This window comes from Klebsiella aerogenes, assembly GCA_029027985.1.
Lineage (GTDB): Bacteria > Pseudomonadota > Gammaproteobacteria > Enterobacterales > Enterobacteriaceae > Klebsiella > Klebsiella aerogenes_A.
Map to the genome: position 1 here is coordinate 2,134,121 of CP119076.1, position 25,680 is coordinate 2,159,800.

Here is a 25,680-nt window from a genome sequence, read left to right on the forward strand (position 1 = left end):
CAAGGATAATTATGCGTTGGTTCGTCTCTTTTCTGCTGTTGCTGGCGGGTGTTGCCAGCGCCGCCGACATGCAAACTCAAACCTTTACCGATGATCTTGGCCGGGTTGTGACTGTGCCGCTGCATCCACAGCGCATCGTATCGATGCACGATCTCGATATTACCATTCCGCTGATCGAACTTGGGGTGCCGCCGATAGCCAGTCACGGGCGGACGCGAGCGGATGGTAGCCACTATCTGCGCTCCAGCGCCCAGTTGACCGGCATTGATTTCGACAATAGCGATATTCGCTTTATCGGCACCGCCGATATTGACCTCGAAGCGGTGGCGGCGGCAAAGCCCGACCTGATTATTACCGAGCCCAGCCGCCACGTGTCGGTGGAGCAATTGGCGAAAATCGCGCCCACGGTCAGCATCGACCATCTACAGGGCAGCGCGCCGCGGATCTACAGCAAACTGGCGCAGCTTACCGGCAGCCAGGCGCGGTTGGCGGTGCTTGAACGTCGCTATCAGGAACAAATTAAGCAGTTAAAGGCGACGGTCGACCCGCAGCAATATACCGTCTCGGTGATTCAGGCCAATAACGGCAAGGTGACGGTACATCACTCTTACCATGCGCTGGGACGGGTGCTGCGGGATGCCGGTTTCCGCTTCCCGCCGTTGATTGACAACATCCCCGATGGCCAGCGGATTGATGTCAGCGCCGAACAGTTACCGGATCTGGATGCTGATTTTGTCTTCGCCACCTGGCGCTCGGATACCGGCGGTAAACCGCAGGATGAACGACAGGCGATGGAGGCGGTGATGCCGGGCTGGTGCGACTTTATGCGCGCCTGCCGCACCGGGCATTATATTTTGCTGCCGCGCGAAGAGGTGATCTCCAATTCATTTGCCGCGCTGACGTTGATGGTGGCGCAGGTGCAGTCGCACATTGCCGGGCGGCCGATTCCGGCGGGGTTAAAATGAAAGCGGCAGTGAAAAAGGAGAAGGGCAAAGTCGATCTGTTCGGCGAACGCTTTCGCGCCCGCGCACACCAGCTTTCGCCGCGATTACGCGAAGTGGCGAGCTATATCAACGATAACCGCGAAGTGGTGCTGGAGCGAACGGCAATGGAGATCGCCACCGCCACCCATACCTCAGACGCCACGGTGGTGCGGGCGATTCAGGCGTTGGGCTTTGCCGGGTTACGTGAACTGAAAGAGACCATGGAGCGCTGGTTCGGCCCCTCTGTCACCTCGTCGGAAAAAATGCGCTCGACGGTGCAAGCGCTCTCCTGCGACGTGAATTCCAGCATCGATTTTGTGCTGGAGGGGCATCAGCGTGCCTGCGAAGTGCTCGCGCGCCCGGATAACCGCGCGGCGGTGGCCCAAGCCGTCGCGTTGCTCAGCGATGCGCGCCAGGTCGGGATTTTCGGCATCGGCGCGTCGGGGATCCTCGCCGAGTACACCGCGCGCCTGTTTAGCCGTATTGGCTTACCCTCCTATACGCTCAACCGCACCGGCTTTAGCCTTGCCGAGCAGCTTATCAGCCTGCAACGCGGCGATGTGCTGATTATGATGGGACAAAAATCACCGCACCGCGAAGGAATGACCACGCTGCGTGAGGCGCGACGGCTGGGGATCCCGACGATTTTACTCACTCAGGCGGTGGATTCGCGTTTTAGCCAGGAGGCGCAGGTGGTGATTGAGGTGCCGCGCGGCGGCGATAATGGACGGGTGCCGTTGCACGGTACGGTACTGGTGTGTCTGGAAATGATGGTGTTGTCCGTCGCCTCGACCGTGCCGCAAAAGACGGTCAAATCGATGAAACGAATCAATGAATTGCATCGAGCTATTGGCAAATCCGGCGGTAAACGGGGCTGAATAAAAGATAATCCACTGACGGTACGCTTTCCGGTTGCATGCCATGCTGAGTGTGTGTATTTTTATGCAAAATAACTGCATAAAAAGGGTGTCCCATGGTCAAGAATTTACTCAAAGCGTGTTTTATGATGGCAGCGCTGGCGGGAGCCGGACAGGCGGCAGCGGAAACCTATACCGTGGGTTCCGGCGGCACCTATCGTCCGTTTGAATTTGAAAATAGTCAAAAGCAGCTTGAAGGTTTTGATATCGACATTATCAAAGCGATCGCCAAAGCGGAAGGTTTTGACGTGAAGTTGGTCAACACCCCATGGGAAGGGATCTTCGCCACCCTGGGGACCGGCGATCGCGACATTATCATCTCCGGTATTACCATCACCGATAAACGCAAACAGATGGTGGATTTCTCTGCGCCGTACTTCCCGGCCGAACAGTCGATCGTGGTGCCGGAAGGTTCGAAGGTGAGCTCGCTGGCGGCGCTGAAAAACGAAAAGGTCGGGGTGGTGAACTCCAGCACCGGCGACATCGTGGTCTCGCAAGAGCTGGGTAAAAACAGCACCTCTATTAAACGTTTCGACAATACGCCGCTGATGCTGCAGGAGCTGTTTGAAGACGGCGTTAGCGCCGCGGTTGGCGATGTCGGTGTGGTGAAATACTACATCAAGCAGCACCCGGAAAAGCAGTTCAAGCTGGTACCGGACGCCAAATTTGAGCGCCAGTATTTCGGTATCGCCGTCGCCAAAGGCAACAGCGAGCTGCTGGGCAAAATCAACGCCGGGCTGCAGAAAATCGTTGCCGACGGCACCTACGCCAAAATCTATAAAACCTGGTTCGACGACAACGTGCCGACGCTGCCAGCGCAATAACACACATTTTTCAGTGACCGCGGCTATCGCCCAGGCGATAGCCGTATTTTTTAGGAAGGAACTATGACGGGATTCCGTTGGGAGATCATCGAGGAGTACGGTCCGCTGTTTATGGACGGCGCCTTGATGACGATAAAATGTACCATCATCTGCGTGATTCTCGGGACGCTGTGGGGCTTAACTCTCGGCCTGGGGCGAATGGCGAAAGCGGAACACGGGCCGTGGAAATATATTCTGCGCTATCTGGTGCAGTTTCCGGTGCGCTTTTACGTCAGCGCCTTCCGCGGTACGCCGCTGTTTGTGCAGATCATGGTGGTGCACTTTGCGCTGGTGCCGCTGTTTATTAACCCGCGTGATGGTTTACTGGTCAGCGGCGGCATCATGAGCGCTGATTTCGCCCGCGAGCTGCGCGCCAACTACGGGGCGTTCCTCTCCTGTATCGTGGCGATTACCCTCAATGCCGGGGCCTACGTGTCGGAAATTTTCCGCGCCGGGATCCAGTCTATCGACAAAGGGCAGATGGAAGCCTCGCGCGCGCTGGGTATGCCGTGGTGGAAAACCATGCGCAAGGTGATCCTGCCGCAGGCGTTTCGCCGTATCCTGCCGCCGCTTGGCAACAACGCCATCGCTATTGTCAAAGACTCGTCGCTGGCCTCGGCGATTGGCCTTGCCGATCTGGCCTACGCCGCGCGTACCGTCTCCGGCGCTTACGCTACCTACTGGGAACCCTACCTGACGATCTCGCTGGTCTATTGGGTGATTACCTTCCTGCTGGCGCAGCTGGTTAACCGTCTGGAAAAGAGGTTTGGCAAAAGTGATTCACATTAATAATTTACATAAGCGCTTTGGTGACAGCCACGTGCTACGCGGCATCAGTTGCGATATTAAACCGCAGGAAGTGGTGTGTATCATCGGGCCGTCGGGTTCCGGCAAAAGTACCTTCCTGCGCTGTATGAACGCGTTGGAAACCGTCAGCGAAGGCGAGGTGGTGGTGAACGGCTTTGCCGCCCACGACCGGACAACCGATCTCAATAAAATGCGCGAAAGCGTCGGTATGGTGTTCCAGCGCTTCAACCTGTTCCCGCATATGACGGTGCTGGAAAACCTGATGATGGCGCCGATGAACCTGCGCAACATGCCGCGTCAGCAGGCGCAGCATCTGGCGGAAGAGTTGCTGGCGAAAGTCGGCCTGAGCGATAAGCGCGACGCCTGGCCATCCAGTCTTTCCGGCGGCCAGCAGCAGCGGGTGGCGATTGCTCGTGCGCTGGCGATGAAACCGTCGATCATGCTATTTGATGAGCCGACGTCGGCGCTGGATCCGGAACTGGTGGGCGACGTGCTGGAAGTCATGAAAAATCTCGCCAGCGAAGGGATGACCATGGTTATCGTGACCCATGAAATGGGCTTTGCCCGTGAAGTAGCCGATCGGGTGATTTTCATCGATCAGGGCGTGATTCAGGAAGAGGGCAAACCGGCGCAGATCTTCAGCGCGCCGACCAATCCGCGAACCGCCGCGTTCCTCAGCAAGGTGCTGTAGCTAAAAGTAAAACGGGCTGGCGCAATCCGCCAGCCCGTGATTCATTCACCGACTCTCACCACTACTGCGCGGTTTCTGTCGCCTCGTCCATCTCTGCTTCCTGCTCATTGGCAAGCAGCGTTTTTTCATTCTTGCTCAGACACTGGATCAGCAGGAACAGCACGCCGCTGGCGAATAAGGTGATGATCAGCCCGTCATAGCCGGAAACGCTGATTAACATCCCGCTGACGATCGGCCCGGCCACACTACCGGCGGACCAGAAAAAGCCGAACAGGGCGTTAATCATAATCAGCTTTTGCCCGCTGAAGGTTTTACCCGCCCGCACCAGCGACAGGGTGTAGAGCGCGCCCGCCGCCGCGCCAAGCAGCAGACAGATAGCCATCAACTGTACCCGCGACCCCAGCATAAACGGCAGCGCCAGCAGCGAAAGACTAAAAATAACCGCGGAGCCGAGGTGTATGCGGCGGATGCCGAAGCGGTCGGCAATCCAGCCCAGCGGCGCCTGGAACATGGCATCGCCGGTTAATACTACAGTGACCAGCAGGACCGCCATGGCCTCATTTAACCCTTTATCCATCCCGTACAGCGGCAGCAGGGCGAGGATGCTGGCATCGAAGAAGGCAAAGCAAAATACCCCTGAGGCCAGTACCGGCAGAAAAGCGCCCAGGCTGCGCCAGCTGGCGCGTTCGGCGAGGCTTTCGCGGCTGCCGCTCGGCAGGTGACGCAGCATCAGCAGACAGACGGCGGTAATGACGACAATCGCTATCAGCGCCCAGTGTTGCCAGGCGGGGCCGACGGAAATCAGCAGCGGCCCGGCGAGCTGGCAGCCGGTGAAGGCCGACGCATATATACCGGTGAGGGTCGCGCGATTGCTGCCCGCCGCGCCGCCGGTGATCCAACTTTCTCCCAGCACGATAATGACCCCGGAGGCCAGGCCGGTCAGCAGACGCGGCGCCAGCAGCATTGCCATATCTGTGGTCAAGCAGGAGGCGATAGTCGCCAGCGCCAGCAGGATCAGGCTGACGCTCAGCAGCGTGCCCATCTCAAAACGGCGGCACAGCGCGGGAGAAAGGAAAGAAGAGAGCATCATACCGGCGGGCGGCAGCGCGGCCAGCAGGCCGACATAAAGCGGAGCAACTTGCTGCTGCGCCAGCTCAAGGCTGATTAACGGCACCGTATAGCCGGTGATAAATCCCACAAGTGAAGCGGCCATGATCATCGCCAGCGTGGGCGCTAAGCGATTCTGGTCTGGGTTAAACATTGGGTTCCCGATAACGGAAGGTTGCAGGTGGATAATCCGGCAATATGCCGACCAGACTGCATGATAATTAATCAGCTGACGGAAGTCACCGCTGAAATTGCTACTATTTTTGGTCTTGATAAAACGATTCGCTGGCAAATTGGCAAAAATCACCGTCGCTGAAGTTGTCAGCGCAGGGGGCGAAAGGATATAACGAAGAGTGCCGCCTGTGAGCCGCAGGACGGGGACAACTCATTCAGTAATGAAAGGAACAGGACATGGCGGTATCGTCTTCACTGATTGCCGAGGCTATCGGCTGGCGTCGCGATTTTCATGCTCACCCGGAGCTCGGGTATCAGGAACGGGAGACCTCGCGTCGGGTCGCCGAGCTGCTGACCTCGTTTGGCCTCCAGGTTCACAGCGGGTTGGCGGGTACCGGGGTGGTCGCGACGCTTGAGAACGGACCCGGGCCGGTTATCGGCCTGCGCGCCGACATGGATGCGTTGCCGATCGCGGAACAGGGGGAGGTGGAATATCGCTCGCGTCATCCGGGAGTGATGCACGCCTGCGGCCACGACGGCCACACCGCGATGCTGCTGGCCGCTGCCGCGCATCTGGCGCAGACTCGCCGCTTTAGCGGTACCGTGCGCTTTGTGTTTCAACCTGCGGAAGAGAACCTCGGCGGCGCGCGTAAAATGGTGGAGGACGGCTTGTTTGAACGCTTCCCGATGGATGCCATTTATGCGTTGCACAACTGGCCGGGGCTGCCGCTTGGGCATGTCGCGGTGAATCCCGGGGCGATGATGGCCTCCCTCGACGCTTTCGAAATTACGCTGACCGGCAAAAGCTGCCACGCGGCGATGCCGGAAAGCGGCGCCGACCCCATCGTCGCCGCCGCGCAGCTGATCATGGCGTTACAGACCATCCCTTCACGCCGCCTGTCGCCACAGGACTCCGCGGTAGTCAGTATTACCCAGATTAACGGCGGCGAGGCGATCAATGTGCTGCCGGACCAGGTGGTGCTGCGCGGCACCTTCCGCTGCCTGAGTGATGCGGTGCGCGAGCGGGTGAAAACCTTGATCGAGCAGTATGTGCAGACGCAGCCGCAGGTTTCTGACGTTGACGGTCACATTTCGTGGTATCCGGGTTATCCGGTGACCAAAAACGATGAGCAAGAGGCGCTGAAGGTGTGCGAGGTCGCGCTGGAGGCGCTGGGCGACGCGGCGGTGCGTTGGCAAATCAATCCTTCAATGGCGTCGGAGGATTTTGCCTGCATGCTGGACGTCTGTCCGGGGGCTTATTTCTGGATCGGCACCGACGGCGAGACGCCGTCGAGACCTCTGCATAACGCCCGTTATGATTTCAACGACGACCTGCTGGCGCCCGGCGTGGCGCTGTGGGCGGCGCTGGTGGAAAAGCTGCTGCCCGCCAGGCAGGCTTAAGATGAAAAGCCGCGCCGTGTTAGGTTCTCAGGTTTCGCGGAGATAATGGGTGAACGTCGGCAGATAGCTGGCGTTCAGAACCCGGGAATGACATCCTTGTTGCTTTAGTTTGGTGGGTAAGTGCCAGGATCAGACATTGCTAGATTTGTACCGCTATTCCCGATAGCACTGCCCTGATGCTACACTCCTTGCAAGTCTCATTACCCCAACGAATACATTTATGACCGCTGCTGATTTCAAACGCCCTACATTGGAACTCCCGAACGGGGCAGCTAAACTGCTGTTGCACTCTTGCTGTGCTCCATGTTCCGGTGAGGTGATGGAGGCGATCCAAGCCTCGGGAATCGACTACACCATCTTCTTCTACAACCCAAACATTCATCCTCAGAAAGAATATTTGATTCGTAAGGATGAGAATATTCGCTTTGCTGAACAGCACGGCGTACCGTTTATCGACGCAGATTACGACACGGACAACTGGTTTGAGCGCGCCAAAGGCATGGAGTGGGAACCCGAGCGTGGCATCCGCTGCACCATGTGTTTTGACATGCGTTTTGAGCGGACTGCGCTGTACGCGGCTGAAAATGGTTTCAGCGTGATCAGCAGTTCGCTGGGTATTTCGCGCTGGAAGAATATGCAGCAGATCAACGACTGCGGACAGCGAGCCGCCGCGCATTATCCGGGCATGGTGTACTGGGATTATAACTGGCGCAAGCAGGGCGGTTCGTCCCGCATGATTGAAATCAGCAAACGCGAGCAGTTCTATCAGCAGGAATACTGCGGCTGCGTTTATTCACTGCGTGACAGCAACCTGCACCGCAAATCCCAAGGCCGTCCTCTTATCAAGATTGGCCAGCTTTACTACGGTAAAGAAGACGGGCAGGGCTGATTTTTATGTCATGCCCTCCGGGGCGTGGCCGCGTTTCTGTATACAGTACGTCAACCGTAACTTGCAGGCCATTAAGATTAACGAGCATGCCATCAATGCCCGCAATGGTATGCGCATTGCGAGACTAACAGCGGTTTTTGTAGTCATTAGATGGCCGAAAATAACGCTTCATTTTTTTACCGGAGCGTTCGCTTCACGCTCATAGCAGACCTTCAGCTAGTCCGCTCGGTGCCAGAAGCGGGCATTGCTAACACAACGGTTAGTTAAAATATGGGGAGATCTTGGGTATAATGATTAAGGCCTGTAAAAATATTCAGAGCTTTTATGGAGTTTTTCACGGGGAAGGATGGGCATTACGGGGTTTTTACAGTTAAAATGCGCTGAAGGCCTCTGAAGTGATAAGATGTTATGGTGAATGAAGATCAGGGAAGTGAAATCTGCTAATAACATTCCTGTCTTTAACGATTAAGTTATATTAAATTGATTTTTATGTATTTTAAATTCAACTGCAAAGGTTTTAATTATGGCTCGTTATATAGTGACTTATGACCTAGTTAACAGAAGGGACTATTCGCCACTTATAGATAAGATCAAGTCTTACAGAAAATGGGCTCACCCATTGGAGTCTGTTTGGATAATTATAACAGACGAATCATCCTCTCAAATTAGGGACTCTCTTTCTGAATTCATAGATGGTGACGATAAGTTATTGGTAATGAAAACCACTCAAGGGGCATCCTGGATTGGATTGGGACGTAATGTCAGTGAGTGGATAAAAAACAACTCGATAAACTAATGAATTTATTTAGGTGATCTGATGAAAGATGGATTTAAGGGATTCTATAATCCAAATGGTGCTGCCTTAGAGGCTATCTGGAATTCCCAGAATACTATATTTGTATTTGATACGAATGTTTACCTTAACATTTACTCATATACTGAAAAAACAAAACTTGATTTGTTTTCCGTCCTTGAAAAGATAAAAAAAAATCTTTGGGTGCCTAATCATGTAGCTTTAGAGTATCAAAAAAGGAGGCTTGATGTTATAGATAGAGAAAGAGGTAATTTTACAAAAATAACTAATGTTTTCAATAAATTCAATAATCAAATAAATGTTGAAATCATTCAAAACTTAGGGATAGCAAAAAAATTACCCGATCTCCATAAATCACTTGATGACTTTTTGTTGAAGTTCAATTCGCTGTGTGATGATTTTGTTAATGGGGTCTTTGAAGAACAAAAAAAACTTAAGCCAGACGTAAGGTCAAGTGATGAGATAAGGAAAAAACTAGATTCTATACTTTCTGGTAAGGTTGGGCAATCATTTACCCAAAGTGAGCTAGACGCAATATATGAAGAAGGGGAGATTAGATTTTCGAATAAGATCCCACCTGGTTTCAAAGACGCAGGTAAAGATGGGGGTTCCTCTGATTTCACTTATATGAATTTGAATTATAAGAGTAAATTTGGTGATCTTATAATTTGGAAGCAACTTATAAAGGAGGCGTCAAAGGTAGAGATAAAGAACGTTGTTTTTATTACAGATGATAAGAAAAATGATTGGTGGTATGGAGTTGGGGATAAAATCATTGGTCCACAAGAAAAATTACAAAGCGAGTTCTATTCGCTTACAGGGGTGGATACATTTAAAATGTATGACACCGTCGATTTTTTAAAGGATGCAGTTGTGTATCTTGGAACAAAAGTAGATGAAAAATCCTTTGATGATGTAAAGAAAGCAAGCTCAAGTGTTATTATTAATTCTGTTAGCACTGACACATCAGATTTAATTGGTAGCCACACTTTAATATCAAATAATAATGCTAGCGATGAAATCGATAGTAGTGAAGAAAGCGAAATGGAAGATGGTGTTCCTTTAAAAGAATATCTAGATATACACGAAACCATGAGACGTAACTTAGGCTTTGACAGTACTCGGGGGCGGGAAGAAGCCATAAGACGTAGCTTAGGCGTTGAAAGTCTGCGGAAGCAGGAAGAAGCTATAAGACGTAGCTTAGGCTATGACAGCATTTGGGAGCGGGAAGAAGCCATAAGACGTAGCTTAGGCATTGAAAGTCTGCGGAAGCAGGAAGAAGCTATAAGACGTAGCTTAGGCGTTGAAAACCTGCTGAAGCAGGAAGAAGCCATAAGACGTAGCTTCGGTGTTAAAAGTCTGCTGGAACGGGAAGAAGCCATAAACCGATCTCTATTGGATTTAGAACGCTCTCTAGGATACAGGGACGAGATGAAGAGTGCTGGTAGCGACGAGGAAGATATCCACTTAAAAGAAAGTCATAAGCATTCAAATAAAAAAAATAACGCGGATGATAATGACCAAAATAGTGAAGATGACAATAATTAAGCTTGTTGATTTGAAAGGTTTCGCAATTAATTGATTCATCCTTACTTAGGAGAAGACCTTTTTCACTAAAGGAAAACCGCGCTGTAAGGCGGTTTTTCAAAGTTCTCTGAGCTATTTTTTACCAGTTAACGTATATCGAATCTCGAGGATCCGATTCCCACCATATGTCTAACGGAAAGGGGCTAATGCTGCAGCCAGTTAAACTGGTAGAGGCTGTCCTAATAATGGAGTTCTCAAAGAGAGACTTTGCCAGATAATCCATTACAGAATATCCGCTCCTCGCCCAAAGCTGCCCGACAGCACTGCGGCGGTCCGCTCGGTGCCAGAAGCGGGCATTTACAGCCAGTCCAGGGCTATCTCGTGCTCATAGCGAGTTTAGCCGCGAAGCATAAAAATAAGCCGCCTGTGGCTCTATCCATCACCCGAACAACGCGACGTTTCTTCAATACGGCTGACGCAAAATGCGTGGATAGGATCAGTGTGAGTGACCAAATAGTCCCAATCGCAACGTGGATGCTGACCAGGATAAATGTCCATATAAAAGGAGAGTGACCGGCAGGTATGAACTGCGGCAAAAAAGAGACATAGAAAATGCCCATTTTAGGATTGAGCACATTCCCCAGCATTCCTCTGATAAACCATCTCCCCTGAGAACCGCTGTTGTCATCGCCAGCACTGAAAGATGATCGGGGACGTAGCAGCAGTTGTAAGCCCAGCCAGCACAGGTAGACCGCACCGCAAACTTTGAGCACAGTGTAAGCCATCTCTGAAACCGCCAGAAGAGCGCCAAGACCTAACGCAACCAGTGCCCCCCATACAAAACAGCCAGCATCAATGCCAAGCGCAGCATGAAAAGCCTTTTTGCCGCCCTCAGCACAAGCGGTGCGCAGAATAAGTGCCGTATCGAGGCCGGGAGTCAGGGTAAGTAACAGTGCTGCGAGAGAGAATGCGAAGAGGGAATCGTTAACAGTCATTTTCTTTATCCGAAAGAGCAGATGCTAATCATTTCGTTCCCTACAATCAATTCATAAAATATTATTTGTTAAGGGTCCGCTGTTCACTCACAGCGGACTTTATGGCCGTACTTTCTGTCCGCTACATTACTGCCGTGGACGGGTTGCTGAACGTTGGTCATGCGGGCATTCTCAGCGCTTCAACAATGATATTAAACGCAGCTGAGGATTTCAGCCGACTGGTGTAATACAGATAATATCCCGGGAAAGTGATAGTGAAGTCGTCCAGAACGGAGATCAGTCGGCCTGAGTCGATATCATCCTGCACTAATGCCTGCGGAACATAGGCCAGCCCGTAACCGTCAAGAGATGCCTGATGAACCTGATTGATGCCATTAACGATAACCTGCCCCTGAACGCGCAACTTTTGCTCTTGCCCATTAATTAAAAACGTCCACGGCAAATTCTGGCCATGAGTGGGTAACTGTAAATTGATACACGGCAGCGTCAGCAGTTGCGCGGGAGTTGTCGGGAAATCCTGTTCCTGCAGACACTGAGGCGAGGCTACGACCACCATACGGTGTTCCGCGCTAATCGGAATGGCCACCATATCCTGAGCTATCAGGCCACCTCGCCGTACGCCGGCATCAAAACGCTCTTTGGCGATATCAACCAGGCCATAATCAGTGATCAGTTCCAGGTGAATATCAGGGTAGTTCTTCAAAACCGGCGCCAGTTTCGGCCACAGAACCTGCTGGATAGCGTATTCATCGGCGGATATACGTACTTTGCCCGCGGGTTTATCCCGCAACTCAGCAAGCTGATCAAGACCGCTAGAAATTTCTTCGATAGCCGGGCCAATCAACTGTGCCAGACGCTCTCCCGCCTCCGTCAGAGTCAGGCTCCGCGTCGTGCGGTTGAGTAATTTTAGTTGCAGACGCGCTTCAAGGTTCCCGATAGTCTGACTTACCGCCGACTGGGATGTCCCTGATTTCACTGCCGCCCGCGTGAAACTTCCCTCCTGAATAACCGTCAGGAAAGTGATCAGGTCGTTAAGATTCTCTTTCATTGATTAATAAGCCACGCTAATAACTGACATCGAATTATCCCTACTAATCAAATGAACTGTCCAGTTCTATCATCATTTCACCGTCACAACACACGTCGACTCCGGGGGGAGAAAATGATGAAATCCATTCGCTTTACCAATGCCGAAATCACCATGGCGGGGAATCTGTTCCTGCCCGAGAATTTCAACGAATCCGCATGCTATCCAGCTATTGTGGTCGTTCATCCGAGCGGCGGCGTTAAAGAACAAACGTCGGGCCTGTATGCTGAAAAACTGGCGCGCCATGGCTACATTACCCTGGCGTTTGATGCTGCTTATCAGGGGGAAAGCAGCGGGGAGCCTCGTCAGCTTGAAAACCCATACCACCGGGTGGAAGACATTAGCGCGGCTATAGACTATCTGGTGGCTCAGCACTGCGTCGATGAGCAGCGAATCGGCGTCGTTGGCATCTGCGCTGGCGGCGGCTATGCCATTCACGCCACCATGATGGATCGCCGAATTAAAGCACTTGGCACCGTCAGCGCCGTTAACTATGGCGACATGTATCGCCAGGGCTGGGAAGGCAATCAGCAGCCTGCATCATCCCTTGAACTTCTGCAAATGGCAGCGGAACAACGTACTGCGGAGGCAAAAGGCGCAGCCACTGGCTATCTGCCCACCACCCCAAACTCCATGGCGGAGGCGCCAAACAGAGATTTTGCAGAAGCTTATGAATACTATCGCACGCCACGGGCAATGCATCGCAATGCGCCGAGTCGGCTCACTACCCGCAGCCTTGCGCAACTGGTTACCTACGATGCCTTCAACCTCGCCGATATTTTTCTGACTCAGCCCATGCTGGTAATCGCGGGCAGCGAGGCGGGAACGCGCTGGATGACGGAAGAGATTTATCAGCGAGCCGCAAGCCAGAATAAAAACCTGCATATCGTTAATGGTGCTACCCATATCGCCATGTATGACCAGCCTGAATATGTGTCGGAAGCGACAGGCAAATTTGTCTCTTTCTTCGCAGAAAATCTGTAGACCTACGCCTTGCCCACCGGGCTACCACTGACCAGAGAACGTCATCATGAAATATACCCTTATCACCGGCGCCAGTTCAGGCATCGGCAAAGCCCTTAGCTATCAGTTCGCTTCCCGCGGCTACAACCTGATTATCACCGCCCGACGCGAGGACGAATTGCAGAAACTTAAACAGGATATTGAAAGCCGGTATGCGGTGCAGGTCATCGCAAAACCGTGCGATCTGGCGCAGGAAGGCCAGGCAGAACACCTGTATCGCCAGTTGGCTGATTTCGAGCTTGTCATGCTTATCAATAATGCAGGGTTTGGCGATTTCTCCATGCCCTGGGATATCGATTTAGCGAAAGCGACCCGGATGCTGGATTTAAATGTTAAGGCCCTGACCACGCTCTCCCTTCTGTATACCCGGGATTATGCCGATCGGGAGGCGACGCTGATTAATGTGTCATCCGTCGGCGGTTATTCACTCTTTGATATCGCCGTTACCTACTGCGCGACTAAGTTCTTTGTCGCCGCATTTACCGAGGGGCTGGCGCAGAATCTGCGTGACCAGGGCAAAAAAATGCGGGCAAAAGTGATCGCGCCAGGTCCAACACAGAGTGAATTCGTTACTCATTCTTCAGACCATGGTGGCATCAGTGGCGATGGATTGTTTGCCGAGGACTCATTTATTACCGCGGAAAAGCTGGCGGAATACACATGGCAACTGTTTGACAGCGACAGTACGGTAGGCATCGTCAATGCCGACCGCCAGTTGATGCTTAAGTCACCCGTTTATCCTTACATTAACGTCCCGCATTAATGCTCAGAACGTCGCCATTAACTTGAGGAACTCCTGCTATGTCTCATGAACAAGCCGTTTCATTCCGGCACAACAGCTGGCAAGTTGCCGCCACTCTCCGCTTACCTGAGGGATTTGATGCCAGCCAGAAATACCCGGCGATTGTTTGCGCCCATCCTATTAGCAGTTGTAAAGAACAGACATCCGGCGCAGTCTACGGCCAGAAGCTGACTGAAGCGGGATTTATTACTCTTGCTTTCGATGCCTCGACCCAGGGCGAAAGCGAGGGGGAACCACGCTTTAGCGAAAACCCATCCACCCGCGTGGAAGACTTTCGCTGCGCGATAGACTATCTGGTGACTTTAGCCTACGTAGATGAAGATCGTATTGGGGTTTTAGGCGTGTGTGGTGGCGGTGGATATGCCGTCAGCGCCGCCACCATTGATCACCGTTTCAAAGCCGTTGCCACCGTGGTTGCCGCCAATTATGGGCGCATTATGCGTGAGGGGGATTCCAGTCCGGATGCCGCGCTCAGAACGATTGACGCGCTGGGTAAACAGCGCACTGCTGAAGCTCGGGGAGCCGCTGCTCTTGTTGTCGGTTATATTCCTGACAATGCAGAAGCACTGGCGAATGCGCACATCAACGATATCGACCTCATTGAGGCAGTTGATTACTACACGACCCCACGTGGGCAAAAGCCAGGCTCGCCTAACAAACTGAGACTTACCAGCACCGCACCGGCCTTAAACTGGGATGCTTTTGCCTTTACGGAAAAGTTACTGATACAGCCATTACATATTGTTATTGGCGATGTTCCTGGCGGTTTCGGTTCTTATCGCGACGGTTATGAACTTTATCAGCGCGCACGCTCCGTTGAGAAAACGCTGCAGGTTGTGAAAGGGGTATCTCACTATGATCTGTATGATCGTCCGGAAGCGACGGCACAAGCGCTGTCGGAGATTATTCCATTCTTTAATAAACATTTAGGCGCATAAGTGGCATAACCTTTTATTTACGCGCATTCTTAGCCATTACCCGGCCGTGCAAGCCATGGCCGGGTGTTAAAAATTTGCCTCATTCTGCTGCCTGGATGCGAGAAAAAAGTCAGCGCTAATCTCTGAAATAATAATCCAGCTGTCGCGCCATCCTGCAGAGCATAGTAAACGTCAGCTTCGTGCCAGAAGCGGGAGTTAGTAGAGAGTCCTTTTTGTTGCTGATATGATAATAAAATGTATAAAAGGGGTGACGTATGGATACTAACACAATAATTACGCTGTTTAGATACAAGCGCTGGATAGATATTGAAACACTACAAGCGATTAAAAGAATCGATGCGTCTGTAAATGCGGAAAAACGCCATCTGACGCTCAGATTGATGAATCACATACATGTGGTTGATATGATCTTCAAGGCTAACATTACCGGACAGAAGCATGTCTACACCGCACTGAACACGCCAGAGACCCCCTCTGCTGATGAGCTTCTGATAACGATGACAGAATGTACAGACTGGTATATTCAACATGTCAATTTCATGTCCCTCGTTGACCTTGCGGAAACAATTAAATTCCAGTTTGTCGATGGCGGACATGGTGAGATGAAGGCGGTCGATATGCTCAATCATGTGCTGTTTCACGGGACATATCATCGTGGCGCAGTAGGTTGGCTACTTTCAGAAAGTGGTGTAACCCCGCCGAAAGACGTACTGACCGTTTTTCTAAGAGACCATAACCACGAGTAAACAACTGGCAGGGGCATGCAAATTTATAACTTCATTGAGCCTTTACTCAAAAAAAGTAAGTGCATAAATGAAAGTCATGGAGTGTCCGCTCCTCGCTCGCCGCGGACCTTTAGCTCCGACCCATGATCTTGTAACAAAACTGAACTGGGCATCACGGAGGCTCTTATGGACAAATGAAAAAAATGATTGTCTGTAGACTCAAGCGGGATTTCAACGTTAACGCACTGTCTTTGCGGGGAGAGTCTCAGGTGTTTACACATATGCGTATTGCTAAACCGGTCACCAATCTCGAAGGATCTTTTCTGATGTACAGCCAAGGGCTGGGTCTACATAAAATTGCTGAATTCGACGATCATGACGGTTTTAATGGAATAATGTTAGGGCGGGAAGACTTGAGATGGCACATAGAATTTACCTTTTGCCAAAACCATCCCATTCAACCTTTACACACTAAAGAGGATCTACTCGTTCTTTATTATTCGGATGAAGATGAATGGGCTCATACCTGTGAAAGAATGATCGATGCTGGTTTCAGAGTGACAACGTCATTCAATCCTTACTGGGACGTTAACGGAAAAACCTTTGTTGACCACGACGGATATAGGGTCGTTGTCCAAAACAAGGCTTGGGCATAACCCTAATAAATCCTGCTACCGCCTTCCTTCAGGCCAAATATCCGATCTTCGCTCACAGCGGACTTTTAGCCCTGTTTACGTGTCCGCTGCGTGCCGGAAGCGGTCATTGCTGAATACATACCACGTGTTTTCATAAGGAAAGACTTTATATTTTTTCCTGATTAACGCGGGATGAGAGTTCCTGATGACTTTCCTTTCGTTCGCTGTATCGGTCTGCCAGATATTCAACATGGCCTTTAAGTAACAAAGTAATTTTGAACAATTCTTCTGCTACATCGACGATACGATCATACCAGGATGAGGGTTTCATTCGTCCGTTTTCGTCGAACTCTTGCCATGCCTTGGCTACGGAGGACTGGTTGGGGATCGTAAACATCCGCATCCAGCGGCCCAGAATACGCATCTGGTTCACTGCATTGAAGGACTGAGAACCGCCGCAGACCTGCATTACCGCAAGTGTTTTGCCCTGCGAAGGACGAACCGCGCCTTCACTTAAGGGTATCCAGTCAATCTGCGCCTTCATAACTGCGCTCATAGCCCCGTGCCGTTCCGGAGAACTCCACACCATCCCGTCACACCATCTGACCAGACCGCGTAGCTCGGTGACTTTAGGGTGCGTGTCCGGCGCATCATCCGGCAGGGGTAAACCGGAGGGGTTAAAGAGTTTTACCTCCGCGCCCATCGCCGTCAGCAGGCGACCAGCTTCTTCCGCGGCAAAACGGCTGTAGGAGCGCTCTCTTACTGAGCCATACAGGATCAGAATCCGTGGCTGCTCCTGCAGGTGCAGGCGTTCCGCGATGTGTTGATCAAAGCATTCGGTGTTCAGGGCAGGAAATTGTTCCATTTTTCTCCTCCGGAGAGAACAGGTGATTTCAAAATAAATATATATGATTTAACATATGTGTATTCTAAAGGGAACGGAGTGATAAATGCTACAACCTGTTCAGCTTTTCAAAATCCTGTCGGATGAAACACGGCTCGCCATCGTCATGCTTCTCCGGGGGGCCGGTGAACTGTGCGTCTGCGATATCTGCGCGGCCACCTCCGAATCGCAGCCCAAAATCTCGCGACATATGGCTATCCTTCGCGATACTGGACTGGTTCTTGACCGCCGTGAAGGCAAATGGATCCACTACCGCCTGTCACCCCACATACCGGCGTGGGCAGCTGAGACAATCACAACGTCCTGGCAGTGTATGCGGGAGGATGTGCGTGAATGGCTGGATAAATCAGCCAGCACCTTGTGCTGAGGCAGGAAAACATATTTACATAATCATATATGATGGAGTCTGAGATGCTTTTGGCAGGGAGTATATTTTTACTGACGCTGGTACTGGTGATCTGGCAACCCAGAGGCCTGAGTATTGGCTGGAGCGCGAGTATCGGGGCAGTGCTGGCTCTTGGAACCGGTGTCATCCATATCGCTGATATTCCCGCTGTCTGGAATATCGTCTGGAACGCGACAGCGGCATTTATTGCGGTCATCATCATCAGCCTGCTGCTCGATGAGTCTGGCTTCTTTGAATGGGCCGCACTGCACGTCTCTCGCTGGGGGAACGGGCGTGGCCGCCTGCTGTTCACCTGGATAGTCTTGCTCGGTGCCGCTGTTGCTGCGTTGTTTGCCAATGACGGTGCCGCGCTGATCCTGACGCCGATTGTGATTGCGATGCTGCTCGCACTGGGGTTCAGCCAGGGCACGACACTGGCCTTTGTCATGGCTGCAGGATTTATTGCAGATACAGCCAGCCTGCCGCTCATTGTTTCTAACCTGGTGAATATCGTCTCGGCAGACTTCTTCGGCCTGGGCTTTACGCAGTACGCCTCCGTTATGGTGCCCGTGAATCTGGCAGCGATTGCGGCCACGCTGATCATGCTGCATCTCTTCTTCCGCAGGGATATTCCGGCAACGTATGACGTTTCGTTGCTGAAGACGCCTGCCAGTGCGATCAAGGATCCGGCAACCTTCAGAGCGGGCTGGATTGTCCTGTTATTGTTGCTTGCCGGTTTCTTTGTTCTGGATCCGCTGGGGATCCCGGTTAGTGCGATAGCAGCGGCTGGCGCAGCAGTGCTGTTTGTGGTGGCGAAAAGAGGCCATGCCATCAACACCGGGAAAGTCCTGCGCGGTGCGCCATGGCAGATCGTTATTTTCTCGCTTGGTATGTACCTCGTGGTCTATGGCCTGCGCAATGCAGGGCTCACGGAATACCTGTCTGGCGTGCTGAATCTGCTGGCAGACAAGGGGTTATGGGCAGCGACGTTCGGCACCGGCTTCTTGACGGCATTTCTCTCATCAGTGATGAATAATATGCCGACGGTGCTGATTGGCGCGCTGTCGATTGACGGGAGTACGGCGACTGGTGTCGTCAAAGAGGCAATGATTTATGCCAATGTGATTGGCTGCGATTTAGGCCCGAAAATCACCCCGATTGGCAGTCTGGCAACTCTGCTATGGCTGCATGTGCTTGCCCAGAAAAATATGACGATCACCTGGGGATATTACTTCCGTACCGGCATTGTCATGACTGTGCCGGTGCTGTTTGTCACTCTGACCGCGCTGGCGTGGCGGCTCTCTGTCACTTTGTAATGAGATATTGATATGAGCAACATAACCATCTATCACAACCCGGCCTGTGGCACCTCACGCAACACGCTGGAGATGATCCGCAACAGCGGTAACGAACCGACAATAATTTATTATCTCGATACACCCCCGACCCGTGATGAGCTTATTAAACTCATTTCAGATATGGGGATTACAGTGCGCGCCTTGCTGCGTAAAAACGTTGAGCCTTATGAACGCCTGGGTCTAGATGAAGAGACATTTAGTGATGAACAGTTGATTGATTTCATGCTTCAACATCCGATCCTGATTAATCGCCCGATAGTCGTTTCGCCGCTTGGCACTCGTCTTTGCCGCCCTTCAGAAACAGTGTTGGATATTCTACCGGAAGGTCAAAAAGGAGCGTTTACCAAAGAGGATGGCGAGAAGGTCATTGACGAAACGGGGAGGCGGGTTAAGTAATCTGTCCACTTCAAAATATCGGGAGCTTGTTTACGCTATGCGGGCGTCCGTTCCTCACCCACCGCGGACCTTTAGCCCAGCAAGCCTGTCAGCTTCGTGCCAGAAGCGGAGGTTGTCTCATCAAGCCAATTCGATGGGATACTTGAACTTTTATGATAAGTGTAAGGATTAGCAGGAAAAAACGCTCAAGGAGAAGCGATAAAAATCAGACTTGCTGTGCCTGTGGAGGCAGAAGAATGCTGGAACATTCGAAACCAGGTTTTTTATGAGAAGCATGGTTTCATACTCGTGCGGGAAAGCATGTATCGATCCGCGCTTGCACAGGCCGAACTGCGCTGTATGGAAATGTCTATAAAACTCCAGGGATAGCGGTTCGCTGCCCGATCGCAATTTTCAATATATCCAGCGTTTCCCCACCCAGGCGAAATGACCCGGGACGGGGAAACGTGCTGGCATTAACATCAATGACGATAACGCGGGATGTTGGATTATGCGTTCACTTCCATCTGCTGCTGCAACCGGGTCAATGTTTCTTGCGACATTCCCACCTGGCGCGCGGCGGTGCAGATAGCCTGCCAACTGCTGGCATCCAGTGGAATACCGTTGGCCAGCCGCTGCTGGCGGTTCGCCGCTTCCCACTCGCCGGGAGCCAGAATCGGCGTCTCTTCATCGTGTGGCGACTGTTTGCACCAGTCGATAAAGGACTCGGTTTCGCGCTGCATATCCGGCGCGTCGAAGGCCTCGGGGCTGAGAATAATCGTGGTCATGCAGTTGAAGATGGCATCGACGCAGCTCTGCAGGCTGGCCTGGTGAGTGGTTTGCCCACCGGAGACCGCGCCGCCGAGCACTTCACACAGCGTCGCCAGGGCATAACCCTTATGCTGGGCAAAGGTGAGCAGGGCGCCAAGCGGCGACGTCTGCATCACCGCAGGATCGGTGGTCGGCGTGCCGCGGGAGTCGATCAGTGAACCGGCTGGCACCGCTTCGCCTTTATGCCACGCGACGCGGGTTTTGCCAAAGGCGATGGCGCTGGTGGCGTAATCAAGCAGCAGCGGCGGGTGTCCTTCACGCGGGAAGACCACGCACAGCGGGTTGGTGCCGAAACGGCTGTCTTTGCCACGAAACGGCGCCACCATCGGATCGCCGACGACGCTGACAAAATGAATCGAGATTAATCCCTGCGCCGCGCACTGTTCCGCCCAGTAGCCAATGCGCCCGATATGGTGAGCGTTGCGCAGCGCAATGGCCGCCATGCCGTGCTGTTTGGCTTTTTCAATCCCCAACTGCATCGCTTCATGGGCGACGACCTGGCCGAAACCGGCGTTGCCGTCGAGGGTCACGACCGCGCCTGCGTCTTTCATCACCTTGGCGTGGCGGTTGAGCTGCAGAAAGCCTTCGGCATGAGATTTTACGTAGCTTGGGATCATGCCGACACCGTGGGAGTCGTGTCCGGCAAGGTTTGCGGCGATCAGATGGTCAGCGACCAGCGCGGCTTCGGTGGATGTGCTGCCCAACTGAGTGAACAGGGCGGTAACGAAGTGGTGCAGCTCCGTGGGGCGAAAATAGTGTCCTGTAGGCACGGATGTTCTCCTCGATATATGTTGTTTTTTTGTTACGTTTGCGGTTCCATGCTGCGCCGCCAGGCTCAGAAGATCAAGGTGCGATGGGAATATATTCCGCCCGGAGTTGCTGTTTATTATGTGATACCGCTCGCTGTTTTGACTGGGTCGTGAATAAACTCCATAAACGCTACTTTTTTAAATTACGCCACTGTCACAAAAGCCATAAAAAAACAAACCCCAGCGTTGCAGAGGGTGTTACAGCATTATATGTTAAATTTGTGTTTAATTATTGATGCTTAAGGGTTGATTTTATGTATAAGAAAATCGGTGGTTTAGTGGTTTCACTGACGACAGTCTTCTCATACTCCGCGTTGGCGGAGGTGCCTCAGGGCTACCCGGCAGATTATCAAAAAGTGGTGGATGCCGGGGTAAAAGAGGGCAAAGTCGTGGTTTATTCCACAACAGACACCAAAGCGGCAGGGCCGTTAATTAAGGGCTTTGAAGCACAATATCCTGGGATTAAAGTCGAATATAACGATATGAACAGTACCGAACTGTACAACCGTTATATTAGTGAACAGGCCGCAGGTGGCGGCAGCGGCGACGTGGTGTGGAGTTCTTCAATGGACACGGCGCTGAAATTAGCGACCGATTACGCTGAAGACTACGCCTCGCCGGAAATCGGCAAGCTACCGAAATGGGCGGTGTGGCAGCAGAAAGCCTACGGCACCACCTATGAACCGGTGGTCTTTATCTATAATAAGCGGCTCATTCCACAGAGTGACGTTCCGGATTCACACACGGCGTTAGCCAAACTTATCGCCGGGCAGGCCGATAAATTTAAAGGCAAAGTCACCACCTACGATATCGAAAAATCGGGGCTCGGCTTTATGCTGGCGGTACAGGATAGCAAAGCTGATGCAAATTATTTCGCCAACCTGGCGAATATTGCCAAAGGCGGCCTGACGGTACAGTCATCCACCGGCACGATGATGGAGCGTGTCTCCTCCGGAGAAAACCTGATCGGCTATAACATCCTCGGTTCTTATGCCGAAGCGCGGGCTAAAACCGACCCGTCGTTAGGCATTTCTTATCCGAAAGATTACGTGCTGGTGCTGTCTCGCGTTTCATTTATTACCGCCGAAGCCGGTCACCCGAATGCGGCGAAGCTGTGGTTTGATTATGTCCTGTCGGAAAAAGGGCAAACCATTCTTGCTTCCCAGGCTGATATTCCGTCCATTCGTAACGATATTGAAGGTAAAAACGATATCGATGGCATGACGAAATTACTTGGCGCGGCGCTGGAGCCGATCCCGGTGGATGAAAGCTTGTTGCAATATCTGCAGCCAAAACAGCGTCTGGAATTTATTAAACAATGGCGCACAGCCGCTGGGAAATAAACGTATTTAGCATCTGAAAACTCCCCTGGAACCTTTCCAGGGGAAGACAACCATCACCTTCGCTGAACCATGAATTATTGATGGTTCAGGAAATACGCACCATTTTTCTCTCCTTGTATGGTTTATCTCTGCATTTAGCCAAGGGAATTAATGATGAACACATTACGCAGAAAGTGGCAGGGGCTACCGCGCGGCATAGTGGTATTGATAACGGCACTGGTTATTTACGTCCCGCTGTTATTTATCGTGGTGCAAAGTTTTCTCTCTGCGCCTTTTTTCGCCCACTCGAAAGAGTGGAGTCTCGAAGCCTTCGGTTTTATTTTTACCGACCCGGATTTTTATCTGGCATTACGCTCTGGCTTTATTCTCGCCTTTGGCCTGGTGGTGATAGCCATTCCACTGGGCGGCATTCTGGCCTTTTTAATGGTCCGCACGGATTTACCCGGCAGACGCTTTATTGAGCCGCTGATCCTGGTGCCGATTTTTGTCTCGCCGATGGTCCTTGGCTTTGGTTATGTGGTGGCCGCCGGGCCGGTCGGTTTTCTGTCGCAGTGGGCGCAGGAATGGCTGGGCTTTGTGCCGTGGAATATCTACTCGATGTTCAGCATCGTGATTATCGCCGGCTTAACGCACGTCCCGCACGCCTATCTCTACATATCTTCAGCGTTACGCAGCGTCGGTTCCGACGTGGAAGAGGCCGCGCGTACCGTCGGCGCCACGCCGCTGCAGGTGATGACCTCGGTCAGCCTGCCGATGGTGCGTCCGTCGATCCTCTACGCCTGCGTGTTGTTGTTCTTCCTCGGCCTGGAAGTCTTTGGCCTGATGCTGGTGCTCGGCGATCCGGAAGGCAACATGGTGCTGGCGACCTATCTCTACAAGCTCACCAATAAACTGGGGACGCCGTCGTATCATCTGATGGCGGCGGTGGCGGTGGTGCTGATCTGCATTACCATTCCGCTGGTGATGTTGCAGCGCCGACTGATGCGTACCGCTAACCGCTTTGTGACGATGAAAGGTAAAGCCTCGCAATCGCGCGCCTTGCCGCTGGGGAAATGGCGCTGGGTGGCGGGCACGGTGGTGGTGGCGTGGCTGACGGTCACGATTGGCGTACCGCTGCTCGGCGTGGCGCTGCGGGCCTTTATCTCCAACTGGGGCGTCGGCGTGTCGGTATGGGATGAGTTGTCGCTGGCGACGTTCCACAACATCTGGCAGCAGCCAAACCTGCTGCGGGCCATCGTTAACTCGATGGCGATCGGTATTATCGGCGGCGCGCTGGCCGTGGTCTGCTACCTGTTCGTGGGTATCGCTATGCACCGCAAACCGGATAACGTGACGCGCTTTCTTGATTACAGCGTGCTGGTGCCGCGGGCGGTGCCGGGTCTGCTGGCCGGCCTGGCCTTCCTGTGGGTGTTCCTGTTCCTGCCGATGTGGCTTGACCAGTCGCTGAAAAATGGCTGGCTGTCGGCGCTGCCGGTCGCCGACTGGCTGCGCGAACACCTCATCGTTCAGCTGCGCGCGCTGCGCAACACCATTTTCAGCGTCTGGTTGGCCTATACGGTGGTATGGATGGCCTATGGTCTGCGCCTTATCTCGTCAACGCTGCTGCAGGTGGCGCCAGAGCTGGAAGAGGCGGCGCGCAGCACCGGCGCGTCCCGCGGGCAAATCACCCGTCATGTCACGGTACCGCTATCGCGCTACGGGCTTATCGGCTCCTGGTTGCTGATGTTCCTGATCTTTGAACGCGAGTATTCAACCGGCGTTTATCTGCTCTCGCCGGGAACCGAGACAATCGGCTCGATGCTGGTATCGCTGTGGGCCGCAGGCGCGATTGATATCGTCGCGGCGCTGTCATTTATCAATATTCTGCTGGTCGTGGTGGGTCTGGGGATCGCCCTGCGCTTTGGAGTGAAATTACATGATTGAATTATCGGTAGACAACTTGCATCTGAAGTACGGCGATAACCCGGTGCTGAAAGGGGTGTCGATGGAGCTTAAGCGCGGGGAGGTGGTATCACTGCTCGGGCCTTCCGGTAGCGGAAAAACAACGCTGCTGCGCGCCGTCGCTGGCCTGGAAAAACCAACTGCCGGGCGGATCACCATCGGCAACAGCGTCGTCTACGACGGCACTCCGCGCAGCGAAATCCCGGCGGAAGAGCGCAACCTGGGGCTGGTGTTCCAGTCCTACGCCCTGTGGCCGCATAAAACGGTGTTCGACAACGTGGCTTATCCGCTGAAGCTGCGCAAGGTAGCCAGCGGCGAGATTAAACAGCGGGTGCAGAGCGTGCTGGACCAACTGGGGCTGGGACATCTGGGCAATCGGCACCCACATCAGCTCTCCGGCGGTCAGCAGCAGCGCGTGGCGATCGGCCGGGCGCTGGTCTACAACCCGCCGGTTATCCTGCTGGATGAACCCCTTTCCAACCTTGACGCCAAGCTGCGCGAAGAGGCGCGGGTGTTCCTGCGTGAGCTCATTATCAAACTGGGGCTGTCGGCGCTGATGGTGACCCATGATCAGAACGAAGCGATGGCGATATCCGATCGCATTCTGCTGCTCAATAACGGAGTGATCGAGCAACAGGGGACGCCGCAGGAGATGTACGGCAATCCGGCCACGCTCTTTGCCGCTGAGTTTATGGGGAGTAATAATCGCCTGAACGGTAAGGTCACGGCGTTGGAAAATGGGCGAGCGCGGGTGGAAGGAGCCAGTTGGGCGCTGTGGGGACGTGCGGGCGAGGGGGTCAGCGTCGGCCAACCGGCAACGGCGGTGATCCGTGTCGAACGCGTGCGTCTTGACGGCTCACCGCAGGATAACAGCCTGGCGCTGCCGTTACTGACCAGTATGTATCTCGGCGACCGTTGGGAATATCTGTTCCGCACCCAGGGCGATGATTTCGCAATTCGTGCTTACGGCACGACGTTGCGCGATGCTGAACACTGCCATCTGACGTTCCCGGCGGACGATGTGTGGATTTTCCTGCCGCGATAAACGGCTGATTATTGCGCCAGATGGCACACGGCTTCGATGTTGTGTCCGTCTGGCGCAATCACAAAAGCGGCGAATGCGGGAATATCGGTACGACATAACCGTGTCGTCAAAGAGTGGAAAGGGTAGGCAGAGAACTAATTAACAACCGTAACTAATTAATTTAACAGCTCGAATTGTTTAATTATTGCGGAAGCGAGTATTTACAGGTGCTTAATCTGCCATGTACCATAAACAAAAAATAACATTTGTGATACAAGTCACTCTTTTTTGACGTATTGGTGAGACCCAAAAACGCGTTAATTCCACATGAC

General features: G+C 52.8%; 24 protein-coding genes and 1 pseudogene. 20 read left to right on the forward strand and 5 right to left on the reverse strand.

Annotated features, from left to right (window positions below; genetic code table 11):
• The first annotated feature begins 11 nt into the window (after positions 1-11).
• The 5 genes from PYR66_10180 (at position 12) to PYR66_10200 (ending at position 4,261) form a co-directional block, all read left to right on the forward strand.
• A complete protein-coding gene (locus tag PYR66_10180) occupies positions 12-965 on the forward strand; it encodes an ABC transporter substrate-binding protein (GenBank protein WEF30027.1) in 954 nt (317 codons plus the stop codon).
• Positions 962-1,861 carry a MurR/RpiR family transcriptional regulator gene (locus PYR66_10185; protein WEF30028.1) on the forward strand — a complete coding sequence of 300 codons (900 nt, stop codon included), beginning with the start codon at positions 962-964 and terminating at the stop codon, positions 1,859-1,861. Before PYR66_10180 ends, PYR66_10185 begins: the two co-directional genes overlap by 4 nt.
• Positions 1,862-1,956: 95 nt before the next feature.
• Positions 1,957-2,724 (forward strand): basic amino acid ABC transporter substrate-binding protein, encoded by a 768-nt coding sequence (locus PYR66_10190; GenBank protein ID WEF30029.1) that lies wholly within the window; start codon positions 1,957-1,959, stop codon positions 2,722-2,724.
• A 63-nt stretch (positions 2,725-2,787) separates the two neighbouring features.
• Positions 2,788-3,552: an amino acid ABC transporter permease gene (locus PYR66_10195; GenBank protein WEF30030.1), complete on the forward strand. Its 765-nt coding sequence runs from the start codon at positions 2,788-2,790 to the stop codon at positions 3,550-3,552.
• Positions 3,539-4,261 (forward strand): amino acid ABC transporter ATP-binding protein, encoded by a 723-nt coding sequence (locus tag PYR66_10200; GenBank protein WEF30410.1) that lies wholly within the window; start codon positions 3,539-3,541, stop codon positions 4,259-4,261. The genes PYR66_10195 and PYR66_10200 overlap by 14 nt, the downstream gene beginning before the upstream one ends.
• Before the next feature lie 61 nt (positions 4,262-4,322).
• Here PYR66_10200 and PYR66_10205 read toward each other — a convergent pair whose 3' ends face one another.
• A complete protein-coding gene (locus tag PYR66_10205) occupies positions 4,323-5,522 on the reverse strand; it encodes an MFS transporter (GenBank protein WEF30031.1) in 1,200 nt (399 codons plus the stop codon).
• A gap of 257 nt (positions 5,523-5,779) precedes the next feature.
• Here PYR66_10205 and PYR66_10210 point away from each other — a divergent pair, with 257 nt between their 5' ends.
• The 3 genes from PYR66_10210 to PYR66_10220 all read left to right on the forward strand — a co-directional run bounded on the left by PYR66_10210 (position 5,780) and on the right by PYR66_10220 (position 10,194).
• Positions 5,780-6,943, forward strand: a complete 1,164-nt coding sequence (locus tag PYR66_10210; GenBank protein WEF30032.1) for a M20 family metallopeptidase — start codon at positions 5,780-5,782, stop codon at positions 6,941-6,943.
• A 220-nt stretch (positions 6,944-7,163) separates the two neighbouring features.
• Positions 7,164-7,832 (forward strand): epoxyqueuosine reductase QueH, encoded by a 669-nt coding sequence (locus tag PYR66_10215; protein WEF30033.1) that lies wholly within the window; start codon positions 7,164-7,166, stop codon positions 7,830-7,832.
• Between the two features lie 817 nt (positions 7,833-8,649).
• On the forward strand, positions 8,650-10,194 hold the full coding sequence (locus PYR66_10220) for a PIN-like domain-containing protein (GenBank protein ID WEF30034.1): 1,545 nt from the start codon (positions 8,650-8,652) through the stop codon (positions 10,192-10,194).
• A gap of 353 nt (positions 10,195-10,547) precedes the next feature.
• Here PYR66_10220 and PYR66_10225 read toward each other — a convergent pair whose 3' ends face one another.
• Positions 10,548-11,168: a LysE family translocator gene (locus PYR66_10225; GenBank protein WEF30035.1), complete on the reverse strand. Its 621-nt coding sequence runs from the start codon at positions 11,166-11,168 to the stop codon at positions 10,548-10,550.
• A 157-nt stretch (positions 11,169-11,325) separates the two neighbouring features.
• On the reverse strand, positions 11,326-12,216 hold the full coding sequence (locus PYR66_10230) for a LysR family transcriptional regulator (GenBank protein WEF30036.1): 891 nt from the start codon (positions 12,214-12,216) through the stop codon (positions 11,326-11,328).
• Between the two features lie 114 nt (positions 12,217-12,330).
• On the opposite strand from PYR66_10230, the gene PYR66_10235 reads away from it, so the two are divergent.
• The 5 genes from PYR66_10235 to PYR66_10255 all read left to right on the forward strand — a co-directional run bounded on the left by PYR66_10235 (position 12,331) and on the right by PYR66_10255 (position 16,399).
• Positions 12,331-13,239, forward strand: a complete 909-nt coding sequence (locus PYR66_10235; GenBank protein WEF30037.1) for an alpha/beta hydrolase — start codon at positions 12,331-12,333, stop codon at positions 13,237-13,239.
• A 46-nt stretch (positions 13,240-13,285) separates the two neighbouring features.
• Positions 13,286-14,041, forward strand: coding sequence for an SDR family NAD(P)-dependent oxidoreductase (locus PYR66_10240; protein ID WEF30038.1), 756 nt, complete (start codon positions 13,286-13,288; stop codon positions 14,039-14,041).
• 38 nt (positions 14,042-14,079) lie between these two features.
• A complete protein-coding gene (locus PYR66_10245; GenBank protein ID WEF30039.1) occupies positions 14,080-15,018 on the forward strand; it encodes an alpha/beta hydrolase in 939 nt (312 codons plus the stop codon).
• 254 nt (positions 15,019-15,272) lie between these two features.
• Complete coding sequence (locus PYR66_10250) at positions 15,273-15,764, forward strand: DinB family protein (protein ID WEF30040.1); 492 nt, start codon at positions 15,273-15,275, stop codon at positions 15,762-15,764.
• Positions 15,765-16,024: 260 nt separating this feature from the next.
• Positions 16,025-16,399, forward strand: coding sequence for a VOC family protein (locus PYR66_10255; GenBank protein ID WEF30411.1), 375 nt, complete (start codon positions 16,025-16,027; stop codon positions 16,397-16,399).
• Positions 16,400-16,544: 145 nt separating this feature from the next.
• Here PYR66_10255 and arsH read toward each other — a convergent pair whose 3' ends face one another.
• A complete protein-coding gene (arsH, locus tag PYR66_10260) occupies positions 16,545-17,243 on the reverse strand; it encodes an arsenical resistance protein ArsH (protein ID WEF30041.1) in 699 nt (232 codons plus the stop codon).
• An 85-nt stretch (positions 17,244-17,328) separates the two neighbouring features.
• On the opposite strand from arsH, the gene PYR66_10265 reads away from it, so the two are divergent.
• The 4 genes and pseudogenes from PYR66_10265 to PYR66_10280 all read left to right on the forward strand — a co-directional run bounded on the left by PYR66_10265 (position 17,329) and on the right by PYR66_10280 (position 19,790).
• A complete protein-coding gene (locus PYR66_10265) occupies positions 17,329-17,649 on the forward strand; it encodes a metalloregulator ArsR/SmtB family transcription factor (GenBank protein WEF30042.1) in 321 nt (106 codons plus the stop codon).
• A 44-nt stretch (positions 17,650-17,693) separates the two neighbouring features.
• On the forward strand, positions 17,694-18,983 hold the full coding sequence (locus PYR66_10270) for an arsenic transporter (GenBank protein ID WEF30043.1): 1,290 nt from the start codon (positions 17,694-17,696) through the stop codon (positions 18,981-18,983).
• Between the two features lie 12 nt (positions 18,984-18,995).
• The gene (gene arsC, locus PYR66_10275; GenBank protein ID WEF30044.1) at positions 18,996-19,421 is read left to right on the forward strand and encodes a glutaredoxin-dependent arsenate reductase; all 426 of its coding nucleotides are present in this window, start codon (positions 18,996-18,998) and stop codon (positions 19,419-19,421) included.
• 255 nt (positions 19,422-19,676) lie between these two features.
• Positions 19,677-19,790 (forward strand): annotated as a pseudogene (locus tag PYR66_10280) (N-acetyltransferase).
• A 119-nt stretch (positions 19,791-19,909) separates the two neighbouring features.
• Here the strand turns inward: PYR66_10280 and PYR66_10285 are convergent.
• Entirely contained in the window at positions 19,910-21,001 is a 1,092-nt protein-coding gene (locus PYR66_10285) for a malate/lactate/ureidoglycolate dehydrogenase (GenBank protein ID WEF30045.1), read from the reverse strand.
• 293 nt (positions 21,002-21,294) lie between these two features.
• On the opposite strand from PYR66_10285, the gene PYR66_10290 reads away from it, so the two are divergent.
• The 3 genes from PYR66_10290 to PYR66_10300 all read left to right on the forward strand — a co-directional run bounded on the left by PYR66_10290 (position 21,295) and on the right by PYR66_10300 (position 25,369).
• On the forward strand, positions 21,295-22,383 hold the full coding sequence (locus tag PYR66_10290; GenBank protein ID WEF30046.1) for an ABC transporter substrate-binding protein: 1,089 nt from the start codon (positions 21,295-21,297) through the stop codon (positions 22,381-22,383).
• A gap of 153 nt (positions 22,384-22,536) precedes the next feature.
• Positions 22,537-24,306, forward strand: coding sequence for an iron ABC transporter permease (locus PYR66_10295; protein ID WEF30412.1), 1,770 nt, complete (start codon positions 22,537-22,539; stop codon positions 24,304-24,306).
• Entirely contained in the window at positions 24,299-25,369 is a 1,071-nt protein-coding gene (locus tag PYR66_10300) for an ABC transporter ATP-binding protein (GenBank protein ID WEF30047.1), read from the forward strand. Before PYR66_10295 ends, PYR66_10300 begins: the two co-directional genes overlap by 8 nt.
• Positions 25,370-25,680: the final 311 nt, after the last annotated feature.

Excerpts from the sequence above, each read along its gene's own strand:
- PYR66_10180 (WEF30027.1), top strand. The coding sequence starts at position 12 with ATGCGTTGGTTCGTCTCTTTTCTGCTGTTGCTGGCGGGTGTTGCCAGC.
- PYR66_10185 (WEF30028.1), top strand. The coding sequence starts at position 962 with ATGAAAGCGGCAGTGAAAAAGGAGAAGGGCAAAGTCGATCTGTTCGGC.
- PYR66_10190 (WEF30029.1), top strand. The coding sequence starts at position 1,957 with ATGGTCAAGAATTTACTCAAAGCGTGTTTTATGATGGCAGCGCTGGCG.
- PYR66_10195 (WEF30030.1), top strand. The coding sequence starts at position 2,788 with ATGACGGGATTCCGTTGGGAGATCATCGAGGAGTACGGTCCGCTGTTT.
- PYR66_10205 (WEF30031.1), bottom strand. The coding sequence starts at position 5,522 with ATGTTTAACCCAGACCAGAATCGCTTAGCGCCCACGCTGGCGATGATC.
- PYR66_10210 (WEF30032.1), top strand. The coding sequence starts at position 5,780 with ATGGCGGTATCGTCTTCACTGATTGCCGAGGCTATCGGCTGGCGTCGC.
- PYR66_10215 (WEF30033.1), top strand. The coding sequence starts at position 7,164 with ATGACCGCTGCTGATTTCAAACGCCCTACATTGGAACTCCCGAACGGG.
- PYR66_10220 (WEF30034.1), top strand. The coding sequence starts at position 8,650 with ATGAAAGATGGATTTAAGGGATTCTATAATCCAAATGGTGCTGCCTTA.
- PYR66_10225 (WEF30035.1), bottom strand. The coding sequence starts at position 11,168 with ATGACTGTTAACGATTCCCTCTTCGCATTCTCTCTCGCAGCACTGTTA.
- PYR66_10230 (WEF30036.1), bottom strand. The coding sequence starts at position 12,216 with ATGAAAGAGAATCTTAACGACCTGATCACTTTCCTGACGGTTATTCAG.
- PYR66_10235 (WEF30037.1), top strand. The coding sequence starts at position 12,331 with ATGATGAAATCCATTCGCTTTACCAATGCCGAAATCACCATGGCGGGG.
- PYR66_10240 (WEF30038.1), top strand. The coding sequence starts at position 13,286 with ATGAAATATACCCTTATCACCGGCGCCAGTTCAGGCATCGGCAAAGCC.
- PYR66_10245 (WEF30039.1), top strand. The coding sequence starts at position 14,080 with ATGTCTCATGAACAAGCCGTTTCATTCCGGCACAACAGCTGGCAAGTT.
- PYR66_10250 (WEF30040.1), top strand. The coding sequence starts at position 15,273 with ATGGATACTAACACAATAATTACGCTGTTTAGATACAAGCGCTGGATA.
- PYR66_10255 (WEF30411.1), top strand. The coding sequence starts at position 16,025 with ATGCGTATTGCTAAACCGGTCACCAATCTCGAAGGATCTTTTCTGATG.
- arsH (WEF30041.1), bottom strand. The coding sequence starts at position 17,243 with ATGGAACAATTTCCTGCCCTGAACACCGAATGCTTTGATCAACACATC.
- PYR66_10265 (WEF30042.1), top strand. The coding sequence starts at position 17,329 with ATGCTACAACCTGTTCAGCTTTTCAAAATCCTGTCGGATGAAACACGG.
- PYR66_10270 (WEF30043.1), top strand. The coding sequence starts at position 17,694 with ATGCTTTTGGCAGGGAGTATATTTTTACTGACGCTGGTACTGGTGATC.
- arsC (WEF30044.1), top strand. The coding sequence starts at position 18,996 with ATGAGCAACATAACCATCTATCACAACCCGGCCTGTGGCACCTCACGC.
- PYR66_10290 (WEF30046.1), top strand. The coding sequence starts at position 21,295 with ATGTATAAGAAAATCGGTGGTTTAGTGGTTTCACTGACGACAGTCTTC.
- PYR66_10295 (WEF30412.1), top strand. The coding sequence starts at position 22,537 with ATGAACACATTACGCAGAAAGTGGCAGGGGCTACCGCGCGGCATAGTG.
- PYR66_10300 (WEF30047.1), top strand. The coding sequence starts at position 24,299 with ATGATTGAATTATCGGTAGACAACTTGCATCTGAAGTACGGCGATAAC.